10 protein-coding genes are annotated in these 13,414 nt (G+C 61.0%); 9 read left to right on the top strand and 1 reads right to left on the bottom strand.

Translation table 11 applies throughout. From position 1 onward, the window contains the following. Positions 1-3: 3 nt before the first annotated feature. Both cobN and cobO read left to right on the top strand, forming a co-directional pair. Entirely contained in the window at positions 4-3,795 is a 3,792-nt protein-coding gene (gene cobN, locus FE840_RS14325; RefSeq protein ID WP_138286173.1) for a cobaltochelatase subunit CobN, read from the top strand. Continuing rightward, complete coding sequence (gene cobO, locus FE840_RS14320) at positions 3,792-4,424, top strand: cob(I)yrinic acid a,c-diamide adenosyltransferase (protein WP_138286172.1); 633 nt, start codon at positions 3,792-3,794, stop codon at positions 4,422-4,424. The genes cobN and cobO overlap by 4 nt, the downstream gene beginning before the upstream one ends. Before the next feature lie 67 nt (positions 4,425-4,491). Here cobO and FE840_RS14315 read toward each other — a convergent pair whose 3' ends face one another. Beyond that, the gene (locus FE840_RS14315) at positions 4,492-5,277 is read right to left on the bottom strand and encodes a TSUP family transporter (RefSeq protein WP_138286171.1); all 786 of its coding nucleotides are present in this window, start codon (positions 5,275-5,277) and stop codon (positions 4,492-4,494) included. Between the two features lie 336 nt (positions 5,278-5,613). On the opposite strand from FE840_RS14315, the gene FE840_RS14310 reads away from it, so the two are divergent. Genes FE840_RS14310 through cobM form a run of 7 tightly spaced genes read left to right on the top strand, consistent with a single transcriptional unit; the run spans position 5,614 to position 13,379 of the window. After that, entirely contained in the window at positions 5,614-7,005 is a 1,392-nt protein-coding gene (locus FE840_RS14310) for a sirohydrochlorin chelatase (protein WP_138286170.1), read from the top strand. Continuing rightward, positions 7,005-8,123 (top strand): cobalamin biosynthesis protein CbiG, encoded by a 1,119-nt coding sequence (locus FE840_RS14305; protein ID WP_138286169.1) that lies wholly within the window; start codon positions 7,005-7,007, stop codon positions 8,121-8,123. The genes FE840_RS14310 and FE840_RS14305 overlap by 1 nt, the downstream gene beginning before the upstream one ends. Next, on the top strand, positions 8,120-8,764 hold the full coding sequence (locus tag FE840_RS14300) for a precorrin-8X methylmutase (RefSeq protein WP_138286168.1): 645 nt from the start codon (positions 8,120-8,122) through the stop codon (positions 8,762-8,764). Before FE840_RS14305 ends, FE840_RS14300 begins: the two co-directional genes overlap by 4 nt. After that, on the top strand, positions 8,757-10,010 hold the full coding sequence (gene cbiE / locus FE840_RS14295; protein ID WP_138286167.1) for a precorrin-6y C5,15-methyltransferase (decarboxylating) subunit CbiE: 1,254 nt from the start codon (positions 8,757-8,759) through the stop codon (positions 10,008-10,010). The genes FE840_RS14300 and cbiE overlap by 8 nt, the downstream gene beginning before the upstream one ends. Next, positions 10,007-10,744: a precorrin-2 C(20)-methyltransferase gene (cobI, locus tag FE840_RS14290; protein WP_138286166.1), complete on the top strand. Its 738-nt coding sequence runs from the start codon at positions 10,007-10,009 to the stop codon at positions 10,742-10,744. Before cbiE ends, cobI begins: the two co-directional genes overlap by 4 nt. After that, entirely contained in the window at positions 10,744-12,600 is a 1,857-nt protein-coding gene (gene cobJ, locus FE840_RS14285) for a precorrin-3B C(17)-methyltransferase (RefSeq protein ID WP_138286165.1), read from the top strand. The genes cobI and cobJ overlap by 1 nt, the downstream gene beginning before the upstream one ends. Beyond that, the gene (gene cobM / locus FE840_RS14280) at positions 12,597-13,379 is read left to right on the top strand and encodes a precorrin-4 C(11)-methyltransferase (protein WP_138286164.1); all 783 of its coding nucleotides are present in this window, start codon (positions 12,597-12,599) and stop codon (positions 13,377-13,379) included. Before cobJ ends, cobM begins: the two co-directional genes overlap by 4 nt. Positions 13,380-13,414: the final 35 nt, after the last annotated feature.

Genomic DNA, 13,414 nt, shown 5'->3' with positions numbered 1-13,414 from the left:
TCCATGCATCTGCTTCTTGCCCAGAAGGGAACGATTGCGGATGGCGATCAGGCGATCGATCTTGGTCAGTCGCCTGGCGACATCCTGTTCCTTTCAGCGGCAGATACCGAGCTTTCATCCATAGCCTCGGCGGTGGCCACCAGTGCATCATCCGATCGCTGGCGGCTCGCCAATCTGACCGTGCTGAAACATCCGATGTCGGTGGACACCTATGTCGAGCGCATGGGGCAGCATGCGCGCCTGATCATCATTCGGGCGCTCGGGGGCGCGAGCTATTTCCACTATGCTATTGAGGCCATGGCGGCGGCGGCACGCCGAAACGGCGCGACCATTATTGTCCTGCCCGGCGACGACAAACCTGACGATGGTCTTCAGCCCTTCAACAACGGTCACGAGGCCGACCACCGCAGCCTCTGGGCCTATCTCAACGAGGGTGGCGACGCGAATTCGAGGCAGTTTGTCGCCTATGCCGAGGCGCTGCTTCACGGCTTGGAGCGTCCGGAGCCGGCACGTCCCCTGCTGAAGGCCGGTATCTGGTGGCCGGGTGCTGGAGCTGTCGGGCTTCAGGAGTGGCGGTCTCTTTCGGGTGTAAGACCCGATCGAAAAGCCCCTGTCGTTCCGATCTGCTTCTACAGGGCGCTTGTCCAGAGTGGCCAGACAAAGCCTGTCGAGGCCCTGATCGAAGCGCTCAAATCCGAGGGGGTCTCACCGCTGCCACTGTTTGTGTCGAGTCTGAAAGACGACGTCTCGGTTGCCACCTTGCGAGCGATCTTTGCGGATTTGCCGCCAATGGTGGTCATCAATGCTACCGGTTTTGCAGTCTCCACTCCGGGCAGTGATAACCCGTCCACAGTCCTCGACGAAACCGGCGCAGTCGTTCTCCAGGCGATTTTTTCGTCTTCGCCAAGGGCAAGCTGGAAGGCCTCCAGTCAGGGACTGTCCGCGCGCGATCTTGCGATGAATGTCGCCCTGCCGGAGGTTGACGGTCGGGTGCTGACGCGCGCCGTCTCCTTCAAATCCGAGGCCCGTTATGACGAGCGCGTCGAGACCAATCTCGTCAACCATGAACCGGATCACGGGCGAACCCGCTTCGTGGCTGAACTTGCTGCGGCCTGGGCCACGCTTCGGGCAACAGCAGCCCATGAGCGCAACATTGCACTTATCATGGCCAACTACCCCAATCGCGATGGTCGTCTTGGCAATGGGGTAGGGCTCGATACGCCGGCTGGCACGGTGGAAGTCCTGCGTGCGATGAAGGGTGAAGGCTATGCTGTAGAGGGCATGCCGGAGGACAGCGAGGCGCTGATGGCCGCACTCATGGCCGGACCAACCAACGCTGCCAATACCGGTCGCGAGATCCGCGAAACACTGTCCTTGGCCGATTATCAGGCGTTCTTCGCCACCTTGCCTGAAAAGATCCGAGAGGAGGTTTTGGCGCGCTGGGGTGAGCCAAGCTGCGATCCGTTCCATGTTGACGGGCGCTTCGCTTTGCCGCTGATGCGCTTTGGTCGGGTGATGGTGGGTATCCAGCCGGCGCGGGGATACAATATCGATCCAAAGGAGAGCTATCATTCGCCGGATCTTGTACCGCCGCATGGCTATTTTGCCTTCTATGCCTTTCTCCGCAGATCATTCGGCGCTCACGCGCTGATCCATATGGGCAAGCACGGCAATCTTGAATGGCTGCCGGGCAAGGCGCTGGCGTTAAGCGAGGCCTGTTATCCCGAGGCTATCTTTGGCCCGCTGCCGCATCTCTATCCTTTCATTGTCAATGATCCGGGTGAGGGCACGCAGGCCAAGCGGCGCACCGGCGCCGTGATCATCGATCACCTGACCCCGCCACTGACACGCGCCGAGAGCTATGGTCCGCTGAAGGATCTGGAGGCACTGGTCGATGAATATTACGAGGCCGCGGGCGGTGACCCGCGCCGCCTGAAACTGCTCAAGACACAGATTCTTGACCTCGTCCGCAATATCGGCCTTGATCAGGATGCCGGCATATCGAGTGGAGAAGCTGACGAAACGGCGCTGGAAAAGCTCGATGCCTATCTCTGCGATCTCAAGGAGATGCAGATCCGTGACGGCTTGCATATCTTTGGTGTCGCGCCGGAAGGGCGGCTCCTGACGGAACTGGTCGTGGCGCTTGCTCGCGTGCCGCGTGGATTGGGCGAGGGTGGCGATGCCAGTCTGCACCGCGCGATCGCAGGTGATGTTTTCGACCATTCCCCCGCGTCTGGTCACACTGCTTTCGATCCCCTCGATTGCGTCATGTCTGCGCCATGGACTGTAGCGAAGCCGGCAATCCTTGCCCACTTGATCGACGCGCCCTGGCGGTCTGTGGGCGACACGGTTGAGCGCATCGAGCTTCTGGCGTCCAAACTCGTTTCCGGGGAATTCGCTTGCCCGCAAGGCTTTCATCGGACCGGCGCGGTGCTTGCCGAAATCGAGACACGCCTGAGGGCTGCCGTAGTCAAATCCGGTCACGCCGAGATCGAAGGACTGCTGAAGGGGCTGGATGGGGGATTTGTGAAGCCCGGCCCCTCCGGTGCGCCGACACGTGGACGACCGGACGTGTTGCCGACGGGGCGAAACTTCTATTCCGTCGACAGTCGCGCCGTGCCGACACCTGCGGCCTATGAACTCGGCAAGAAGTCTGCAGAGCTTCTGATCCAGCGCTATGTGCAGGACCATGGTGAATGGCCCCGCTCATTCGGTCTCACGGCCTGGGGCACGTCAAACATGCGCACCGGCGGCGACGATATTGCTCAGGCTCTGGCACTGATCGGGGTCAAGCCCGTCTGGGACATGGCATCGCGCCGGGTCACCGGCTACGAGATCGTGCCACAGGCCCTGCTGGGGCGACCGCGTGTCGATGTTACACTTCGGATTTCCGGATTTTTCCGGGATGCATTTCCCGAGCAGATCGCGCTTTATGACAAGGCCGTTCGCGCAGTCGGCGCTCTGGACGAGGACGAAAGCGACAATCCGATTGCAGCGCGCATGCGCGCCGAGGCAGCCTCGCTTGTTGCACAGGGACTTGATGAGGCGACGGCCAAGCGCCGTTCCGGCTACCGCGTCTTTGGCTCCAAGCCCGGCGCCTATGGTGCTGGCTTGCAGGCGCTGATCGATGAAAAGGGCTGGAATGACCGAGGCGATCTGGCGGGGGCATTTCTCGTGTGGGGCGGTTACGCCTATGGCGCGGCGGCAGAGGGCAAACCCGAGAAGGGACTGTTCGAAGAACGGTTGCGCTCCGTCCAGGCAGTCATTCAAAATCAGGACAATCGCGAGCATGACCTCCTCGACAGCGACGATTACTATCAGTTCGAAGGGGGCATGACGGCTGCTGTCGAGGCGCTTTCGGGTGCAAGGCCAAGCGTCTACCACAATGATCACTCCCGCCCCGAGAAACCGGTCATTCGAACTCTTGAGGAAGAAATAGGCCGGGTCGTCCGTGCCCGCGTCGTCAATCCGAAATGGATCGACGGTGTGATGCGACATGGATACAAGGGGGCCTTTGAGATCACCGCGACTGTGGACTATATGTTCGCGTTTGCCGCAACAACCGGCGCTGTCCGCGACCATCACTTCGAAGCTGTCTATCAGGCTTTCATTCTCGATGAGCGCGTTCGGGACTTCATGGCGGACAAGAATGCACCGGCACTAAAGGAACTGGCCGAACGGCTGATCGAAGCGATTGAGCGCGGACTTTGGACGCCGAAAAGCAATTCGGCGAGATTTGGACTGGAGGCGCTGTTGCCCGCTGCGGCTTCCGGACTGGAGGAGAATTTGCAATGACCGATGAGAGACATGAGACGGGTCCTGACGACCTTGTTCGCCACGCCGAGAAGATGGCCAAGAAGAAGGCGGCACGTGACAAGATCATGGCCACCAAGACCGACGAAAAGGGTCTGGTGATCGTCCATACCGGCAAGGGTAAGGGCAAGTCATCTGCGGCCTTTGGCATGATTTTCCGGCATATCGCCCACGGCAAGAAATGCGGCGTGGTGCAGTTCATCAAGGGCGCGATGTCGACCGGGGAGCGGGATCTCATCCTGCGCCATTTTCAGGATATCTGCGAATTCCATACAATGGGCGAGGGCTTTACCTGGGAAACGCAGGACAAGGCCCGTGACATTGCCATGGCGCAGGCCGCCTGGGAAAAGGCCAAGGATCTCATCAGAGACCCGTCCGTTTCCATGGTCCTGCTCGATGAAATCAATATCGCGATCCGCTATGACTACATCGCCATCCAGGATGTTGTCGACTTCCTGACAAGCGAGAAGCCGCATATGACCCATGTGGTGCTGACCGGACGCAACGCCAAGGATGAACTGATCGAGATTGCGGATCTCGTGACTGAAATGGAACTGGTGAAACACCCGTTCCGCTCAGGCATCAAGGCACAAATCGGGGTGGAGTTCTAAAGCTTACCCAGCGTAGTTTAGCGAACGACCCTTTGTCCCGACCGCGTCGGGACAAGGTCGAATGGTATCAAACGCCGATCCACACCCGGATCGGATTTGTCGGATCTGCCAGCAAGCGGATCGCGAGCGCAACGCAGGTGATGACCAAAAGCGGTTTGATGACCCTCGCGCCACCGCGCATGGCAAAGCGCGAGCCGGTCTGCGCGCCGAGAAACTGCCCCAGCCCCATCAGCAGGCCTACTTTCCAGAGCACCACGCCGCTCGCCAGGAAAATGACGAATGCACCGACATTCGAGCCGAGATTGAGAAGCTTTGTGTGCGCCGTTGCCTTCAGCATGCCGAATCCTGCGAGTGAAACAAAGGCCAGCATAAAGAACGAACCTGTGCCGGGACCAAAGACGCCATCATAGAGGCCGATCAGTGGAACGATGGTCAGGGCAAAGATAAAGGGCGTCATCCGCTGCTGCCGGTCCTGGTCCGAGATGTTCGGCTTCAAGGCGAAGTAGAGAGCAATGGCGACCAGCAGGAACGGCATCAGTCCTTGCAGCACCGAAGCGGGCACAACAGTCGCTATCAGCGCGCCAATGGCGCCGCCTAGTACCGCCATCGCGGCCATGGGCATCTGCTTTTTGAGGTCAACATGGCCCTTGCGCGCATAGGCGAGCGTTGCTGATCCGGCACCAAACATCGACTGCAACTTGTTCGTCCCGAGCGTCTCGAGCGGCGGAATGCCGGCGAGCAGCATGGCCGGGATCGTGATCAGGCCGCCGCCACCTGCAATCGAATCAATGAACCCGGCAATGAAAGCCGCGATGAACAGGATAAGCAGGAGGTTGAATGCGAGGTCGGCCACGGGAAACTCGGCAAAGGAGGAGAGCCGGCGACTTGTGCACCAAAGTCAAGGCAAGGGCAATATGTCACTTTCTGCCCCGCCTGTGCCGTCCCAACTGTGGACTGACGTAACTTCCACACTGGGCGGCGCAAACCGGTTTGACCGGCTCGGCCTGCTTCGATAAAGCTTCAGCCAATGTGCGACGGCGCCTGTTCGACAGGCTGGAAATAGTCCGGTGCGGCTGACCCAAGTCGGGGGCCAATTCCGGAGCTGTCCCAAAGGCCATAGGGGAGCGTAAACCGCTGCCCTGGCGCTTCGTACATCCAGAAAGCAACGAAGCAGGGAGGCCAGCATCCAATGGCGGAAAAACTCGGAATCATGGTCTGCGGTCACGGCAGCCGCAATCAGAACGCGGCGCGGGAATTCGCCGTGATCGCGGAAGCGCTGCGCGCCCGCAATCCCGATATGCCGGTGGAATACGGCTATCTCGAATTCTGCAATCCGGTGATCTCCGCCGGCCTCGACAGCCTGCGTGAGCAGGGCGTGACCCGCGTGCTGGCGGTTCCCGGCATGCTCTTTGCCGCCGGCCACGCCAAGAACGATATCCCCTCGGTGCTCAACACCTATCAGGCGCAGCACAAGGATTTCGTCATCAATTACGGTCGCGAGCTTGGCATCGATCTGAAGATGATCCGCGCTGCCGGCGACCGCATCCAGACGGCCGTCGACGAGGCGAACGAAACGCTCGGCTTCGTCGACAAGCACGAGACGCTGCTGATGGTCGTCGGTCGCGGCTCGTCCGATCCGGACGCCAATTCCAACGCCACCAAGGTCATGCGCATGCTCTGGGAAGGCATGGGCTTCGGTTGGGGTGAAACCTGCTATTCGGGCGTCACCTTCCCGCTGGTCGAGCCGGGCCTGACCCATGCCGCCAAGCTTGGCTACAAGCGCATCGTCGTCTTCCCCTATTTCCTGTTTACCGGCGTCCTGGTGAAGCGCATCTACAGCTACACCGACGAGGTCGCGGCGCGGCATCCGGAGATCCAGTTCGTCAAGGCGAGCTATTTGAACGACCATCCGCTGGTGCTTGATGCCTTTCAAGATCGTGTGAAGGAGATCCTCGAAGGTGCGGCTGTTATGAACTGCCAGATGTGCAAGTATCGCGAACAGGTGCTCGGTTTCGAGGCCGATGTCGGCCAGCGCCAAGAAAGCCACCACCATCATGTCGAGGGCATTGGCGGCGGCCTGGAAAACTGTCCTTGCAAGGGCGATTGCGATGCTTCCTGCCGCGATCCCGATTTCTGTCGCGAGCATGGTCTGCCATGGACGCCGGTGCACAGCCATGCGGAACCGGCACCGCTGAAGCCCGTACCGGTCGAGCCAGCATTCGACTATGCGCCGTCCTTCACGCTCGGCGGCAAATATGCCGGCCTCAAGGACAAGGCGCCGGATGCCGATCTGCAGGCCGTGATGGACGCCCCGTCCTCGGGCAAGGCGGCGCATCACGAGCATGGACCCAATTGTGGCTGCGGCCACCACGACCAAGATCATGGACATGACCACAACCATGCCCACGGCCACGACCATGGTCACCATCACCACCATGATGCCCATGATTACGGCCACCATCATCATGGTCACGATCATGGACATGATCATGCGCACGGCCATGACCACCATCACCACCACGCGCCTTATCCGCATGCGGATCATCCGCTGGGGCCAAAGTCGATGCAGAAGAAAAAGTAATGCCGCTCTTCGATCGCATCCTGATCGTCGACTGGTCCGGTGCCGGACAACCGGTCACCGGCAAGAACTCGCTCTGGGCGTGCCTCGCCCGGCGCGAGGGCGATGGCCATGCGATCGAGTGGATCGAGAATTTCTCGACCCGCCACGTCTTCATGCAACGACTGAACACGGTTGTGGCTTCTGCTGTGACGCGAGGCGAACGCCTCCTGTGCGGCTTCGACTTCGCCTTCGGCTATCCGGCAGGTACTGCCGAGCGGCTGACAGGCAAATCGGACTGGCGGACGCTCTGGCGCAGGATCGCCTCGGAGATCGAAGATGGCCCGGATAACCGAAACAACCGCTTCGAGGTAGCGTCCCGCTGGAATGCCACGCATTTTGCCGGCGAGCCGCGCTTCTGGGGACGGCCGCATCAGCATGTCTATCCCGATCTGTCGGACAGGAAGCCGGCAGCCCCCCAAACGGCGCCTCTTGCCTTCCGCAAATCGGAGCTGTTCGCCAAGGGGGCGAAATCCATCTGGCAATTGAGCTATAACGGTTCGGTCGGTAGCCAGACCCTTCTCGGGATTGCACGTCTTTCCCGTTTTCTCGATGAAAGCCACTATTGTGACCAGGTTGCCGTGTGGCCGTTCGAAACGGGCTTTTCTGCCTCATTCGAGAAACCTGTCGTTTTCGCCGAAATTTATCCGTCTCTCTTCCCGCTGGCCGCAAGCGACGAGGTGAAGGATGCCGTACAGGTACGAACTGTCGCGGAAGCCTTCTCACGTTTTGACGCTGACGGGCGGCTTTCTGCACTTCTTGCCCGTCCGCCGATGTTGAGCGACGAAGAGGTGACGGCATCGACGACCGAAGAGGGCTGGGTGCTCGGGATCGGGCATCGGGCGCTGGAGTTTGCGGGCGGGGATACCCCCCTCTGGCCTGCCGGCCATCTCCCCCACAAGGGGGGAGAGCGGACTGCGGCTTGCGCCGACCTCGCCTCTGATGTTCCAAATTCATCCATGACTTCTGGGACTTCGTTCAGCGATTCTGCCGTCGTTGCCGAGGCTGCCACACGGCACACCCCACTCTCCCCCCTTGTGGGGGAGATGTCGCAACGCGACAGAGGGGGGTATTCCGCATGAATGCACCACTCGACTACATCCGCGACCCCGCTGAAATCTACCGCCAGTCCTTTGCCACGATCCGCGCGGAAGCTGACCTTGACCGATTTCCCGCTCCCATGCAGCCGTTGATCATCCGGCTCATCCATGCCTGTGGCATGGTGGATCTGGTCGATGATATTGCCTTTTCGGAAGGTGCTTTCGAAGCCGGCGCTGAGGCCCTGGCGCAGGGTGCGCCTGTGCTGGTCGATGTCGAGATGGTCCGCCACGGGATCATCACCCGTCTGCTTCCGGCCTCAAATCAGGTCATCTGCCTCCTCAACGACGAGCGGGTGCGGCCAAAAGCCGTTGAGATCGGAAATACACGCTCTGCTGCGCAGGTGGACTTATGGGATGAAGATCTCGCCGGCGCCGTGGTCGCGATCGGCAATGCGCCGACGGCGCTTTTCCGCCTGCTGGAGCGTCTTGATGCCGGTGCTCCGAAACCGGCGCTGATCATTGGAATGCCCGTCGGCTTTGTCGGCGCGGCAGAAAGCAAGGACGCGCTGATCGAGAACAGTCGGGGGGTACCGTATATTGCAGTTCGCGGGCGTCGCGGCGGATCTGCCATGGCATCCGCTGCCGTCAATGCCGTGGCCGGAGGGCTTGGGACCAATGTCTGATCGCGATATTGATGCCGCAAACGGACCCTGGCTGACAATTGTTGGCATGGGCGACAACGGTCTCGAAAGCCTTAGCGCCGAAGGTCAGGCGCTGATCTGGCAGGCCGAGACGCTCGTGCTCGGCGAACGGCTTGAGGCGGTCATCGACGGCAGTTCACTTCCGGGATTGAAGCGCATCCTGACATGGGGTGCCGGCTTTCGCGAAACGCTTGATGAAATCCTGAAGCTTCGCGGGACGCCTGTTACGGTGCTGGCGACCGGGGATCCTATGCATTTCGGCATTGGTGCCACCCTCCGGCGCTATGTTGCGGCTGAGGAGATGTATATCCTGCCGAGCCCATCGGCCTTCTCGCTCGCCGCCTCACGGCTGGGTTGGCCCTTGCAGTCGGTTGCACAGATTTCACTGCACGGACGGCCGCTTGCCTTTCTGCACCGGCACGTTCTGCCGCGCGCCCGCATTCTGGCTCTGACATCGGATGCGTCTACCGTAGAGCAGGCCGCTGCGCTGCTCGTCAATCGCGGCTTCGGTGCTTCCGTCATGCATGTGCTTGAGCATATTGGCGGGCTGCAGGAGCGTATCGTCACGCTGACAGCCCGGCAGATTCTCGAGCATCAACCTGAATTCTCCGACTTCAATACACTTGCGATCGATTGCGCCGCCGATGGCCCGTTGCTGTCGCCTGTTCCTGGCCTGCCGGATGAGGCTTTCCTGCATGACGGGCAGATGACCAAGCGCGAGGTAAGGGCCGTTACGCTCGCCAAGCTTCAGCCATTCCCCAATGCGCTGCTCTGGGACGTCGGTGCCGGATGCGGTTCCATCGCGATTGAATGGATGCGGACTGGTATGGGCACGCGGGCTATTGCCATTGAGGCAAAGCCGGAAAGGCTGACCATGTTGCGCGAAAATGCGGTGGCCCTTGGGGTGCCGGATCTTGAGATCGTCGAAGGGGTGGCGCCTGCGGCCTTGGCAGGATTGCGCCGGCCGGACGTCATCTTCATCGGTGGCGGGATTACGGGTGAGGGACTGTTCGAGACCTGCTGGTCCGCCCTGGATGTGGGCGGTCTGCTGGTCGCCAATGCCGTCACGCTCGAAGGGGAAGCCAAATTGATCGAGTTGCGCACGCTCTATGGCGGCGATCTGGCTCGCTTGCAGGTCGCCAGGGCTGCCCCGGTCGGGCGTTATTGCGGCTGGAAGTCGCTGATGCCGGTGACGATCTGGTCGGTTGTCAAGGGAGAGGCGGCATGACCGGTAAACTCTACGGTCTCGGTCTTGGACCAGGAGATCCTGAACTCCTGACGCTGAAGGCGCATCGGATCCTGACGTCCTGCCCGGTGGTGGCCTATCCGGCGCCTGATACGGGACCAAGCTTCGCCCGACAGATCGCCGCTGATTACATCACGTCGGCGCAGCTTGAGGTGCCGATCATTGTTCCGATGCGGGTAGAGCGGTTTCCAGCGCAGGATGTCTATGACCAGGCGGCAGAAACGCTGTCGCGGCATCTCGATGCCGGTTCGGATGTGGCCGTCCTGTGTGAAGGCGATCCCTTCTTCTACGGCTCCTTCATGTATCTGTTCGAGCGTCTGGCGGGGCACTACCCGACCGAAGTCGTTCCAGGTGTCTCCTCCATGATGGCCGCAGCCGCCGGGCTTGGTCGACCGCTTGCAGCGCGCAATGATGTCCTGAGCGTGCTTCCCGGTCCCCTTGATGATGATCAGCTGCAGCGCGGTATTGAGGCAGCCGGGGCGTTGGCCATCATCAAGATCGGACGACACTTCGCCCGGATCAAAGCGCTGATCGAGCGCATGGGCCTTGTGGCGCAGGCCGGCTATGTCGAACGGGTCAGTTTGGCCGAAGAGCGCCTGATGCCGCTTGCGGAGCTTACCGAAGATCGCGCGCCGTATTTTTCGATGATCCTGATCTACAAGGGCGAAGAGCGCTGGCATCCGGCGATCTCCCAGGCGCTGGGAAGCGGGGTCTGATGAGAGGTCCGTCCCAGTCGGTGGTGAAGCCCGCCGTTGTCGTTCTCAGTGGTGCCGCAGCCTCTCTGGGGCGGCGCATTGCATTGGAAATCGGGGGTGAACTGCATGGTGCTGCCGCCCGCGTGGACGAAGCGGATGTTCGGTTTAGCTCCACCAAGGACCATGTTCAGTCGCTCTTCAGCGCGGGGCATCCCGTCGTTGCGGTGATGGCCTCCGGTGCACTGATCCGTCTGCTGGCCCCGCTTCTGTCCGACAAGCAGGCCGAGCCGCCAGTTGTTTCTGTCGCCGAGGACGGCTCTTCCGTTGTCCCGCTGCTCGGGGGGCACCACGGCGCCAACGATCTTGCGCGCAAGATTGGCGCCGTGCTTGGCGCCCATGCCGCGATTACCACGGCCGGGGATCTCAAGTTCGGTGTGGCGCTTGACCAGCCGGCGGCAGGCTATGTGCTTGCCAATCCCGAAAACGCCAAGGCTGTAATGGCCGAGCTTGTCGCAGGTGAGGGCGTAAGGCTCTTCGTCGATGGTGCTGCTCCGCTGGTCGCCTCCTGGCTCGCTCAATCCAGACTTCCATTTGAACAAGAGGCCCGCGTGACTTTGACCATAACCAATCAAGACAAGGCCGCTGGCGATCTTGAGCTTGTCTATCATCCGAAAAACCTTGTTCTTGGCATGGGCGCAGAGCGCCATGCCGATGTCGAAGAGGCCATCGCGCTTGCCGAGGAAGCGCTTGCCAGGGGTGGTTTTGCGAAGGAAAGTCTTGCAGCCGTCTGCTCGATCGACCTGAAGGCGGACGAGGCTGCGATCCATGCGGTTGCACGGCATTTCGATGTGCCGGCCCGCTTCTTTACGGCGGCTGAATTGGAAGCCGAAGCGCCAAGGCTCAAAAATCCCTCCGAGGTGGTGTTTGCCGAGGTTGGATGCCATGGCGTCGCCGAGGGCGCCGCCCTCGCAGCCGTTGGTGCGGAGGGCGAACTGGTGGTCGAAAAGATCAAGTCGAAGGGTGCCACGGCTGCGATTGCACGGGCGAAAGGCATCATTGATCCTCGCCATATTGGTCGCGCTCGCGGCAAACTCTTCGTCGTCGGTATCGGTCCGGGTTCGGATGGCTGGCGTTCGCCGGAGGTGTCGCGGATGGTGGCCGCCTCCAGCGATCTCGTTGGCTACTCGCTCTACCTGGACCTGCTCGGCGATCTGGCAAACGGCAAGGTCCGCCATGATTTCGATCTCGGCAAGGAAGAGGCGCGCGTCGTTCATGCCATGGAACTGGCCGGGCAGGGCAAGACGGTGGCGCTGGTCTGCTCCGGCGACGCCGGTATCTACGCCATGGCGACGCTGGTTTTCGAACTCTTCGACAAGGGCGGGATCAGCGATGCCGCAAGCCGGATCGAGGTGCAGGTCTCTCCCGGTATCTCCGCGCTCCAGGCTGCCGCTGCCCGTATCGGCGCACCGCTCGGCCATGATTTCTGCACCATATCGCTCTCTGATCTTTTGACCCCCTGGGAGCACATCCAGCGTCGGGTGAAGGCGGCAGGTCAGGGGGATTTCGTGATCGCCTTCTACAATCCGGTTTCGATGAAGCGCCGCACCCAGTTGGCCTGGGCGCGGGACGAGCTCTTGGCGCATCGTCCGGCCTCGACCCCTGTCATCCTCGCCACCAATCTTGGTCGAGAGGGCGAAAATGTCCGCACCGTGCCGCTTGGAGAATTGAATGTCGATGATGTCGATATGCTGACCGTCGTGGTCGTTGGCTCGTCCGAAAGCCGCACGGTCAAGACAGGTGACGGCAAGACCTGGGTTTATACGCCGCGCGGTTATTCCGGGAAGGCGGATACTGGCATGAAGGGAAGTGAAGAATGACCGTCTATTTCATCGGCGCCGGCCCGGGAGCCCCCGATCTCATCACCGTGCGTGGCCTGCGCCTCATCGAGCGCTGCCCGGTCTGCCTCTATGCCGGCTCGCTGGTACCGGAGGAGATTGTTAAGGCGGCTCCCGAGGATGCGCTCGTCAGGGATACAGCGCCGATGCATCTCGATGAGATCATTGCCGAGATCGAGGCAGCCCATTCGCGCGGCGAGGACGTCGCCCGCGTTCATTCCGGTGATCCATCGATCTATGGCGCGATTGCCGAACAGATGCGCCGTCTGGATGCGGCAGGCATTCCCTATGATGTCGTGCCCGGCGTGCCGGCCTTTGCCGCGACGGCGGCGCGGCTGAAGACCGAGCTCACCTTGCCGGAAATCGCCCAGACGGTGATCGTCACGCGCACGGAGATGAAGGCATCCTCGATGCCGGAATTCGAAACGCTGGAGATCCTTGGGAAATCCCGCGCAACGCTTGCCATCCACCTCTCGATCCGCAACCTCAGTCATATCCGGGACACGCTGACACCCTATTACGGCGAGGATTGCCCCGTGATCATAGCCTATCGGTCGACCTGGCCGGATGAACTTTTCATCCGCACGACGCTGAAGGATATGGCCGAAGAGGTGCGCAAGGCGAAGATCACGAGGACCGCGCTGATCATGGTCGGCAAGGTTTTCGGCCATGTCGAGTTCCGCGACAGCGACCTTTACAATGCCGGTTTTAGCCATGTGCTTCGCAATGTCGGGAAAAAGAAAAAGGCGGCCGCAGAGTGATTGCATGCCGATGAGGGACGGCGCTATGGTCGCGC

This window comes from Peteryoungia desertarenae, from assembly GCF_005860795.2.
GTDB classification, from domain to species: domain Bacteria; phylum Pseudomonadota; class Alphaproteobacteria; order Rhizobiales; family Rhizobiaceae; genus Allorhizobium; species Allorhizobium desertarenae.
Note: the sequence above shows the minus strand (reverse complement) of the source record. Positions and strands in the feature narration are given on the sequence as shown.

Coding starts and splice junctions, on each gene's coding strand:
- cobN (WP_138286173.1), top strand. CDS start 4: ATGCATCTGCTTCTTGCCCAGAAGGGAACGATTGCGGATGGCGATCAG.
- cobO (WP_138286172.1), top strand. CDS start 3,792: ATGACCGATGAGAGACATGAGACGGGTCCTGACGACCTTGTTCGCCAC.
- FE840_RS14310 (WP_138286170.1), top strand. CDS start 5,614: ATGGCGGAAAAACTCGGAATCATGGTCTGCGGTCACGGCAGCCGCAAT.
- FE840_RS14305 (WP_138286169.1), top strand. CDS start 7,005: ATGCCGCTCTTCGATCGCATCCTGATCGTCGACTGGTCCGGTGCCGGA.
- FE840_RS14300 (WP_138286168.1), top strand. CDS start 8,120: ATGAATGCACCACTCGACTACATCCGCGACCCCGCTGAAATCTACCGC.
- cbiE (WP_138286167.1), top strand. CDS start 8,757: ATGTCTGATCGCGATATTGATGCCGCAAACGGACCCTGGCTGACAATT.
- cobI (WP_138286166.1), top strand. CDS start 10,007: ATGACCGGTAAACTCTACGGTCTCGGTCTTGGACCAGGAGATCCTGAA.
- cobJ (WP_138286165.1), top strand. CDS start 10,744: ATGAGAGGTCCGTCCCAGTCGGTGGTGAAGCCCGCCGTTGTCGTTCTC.
- cobM (WP_138286164.1), top strand. CDS start 12,597: ATGACCGTCTATTTCATCGGCGCCGGCCCGGGAGCCCCCGATCTCATC.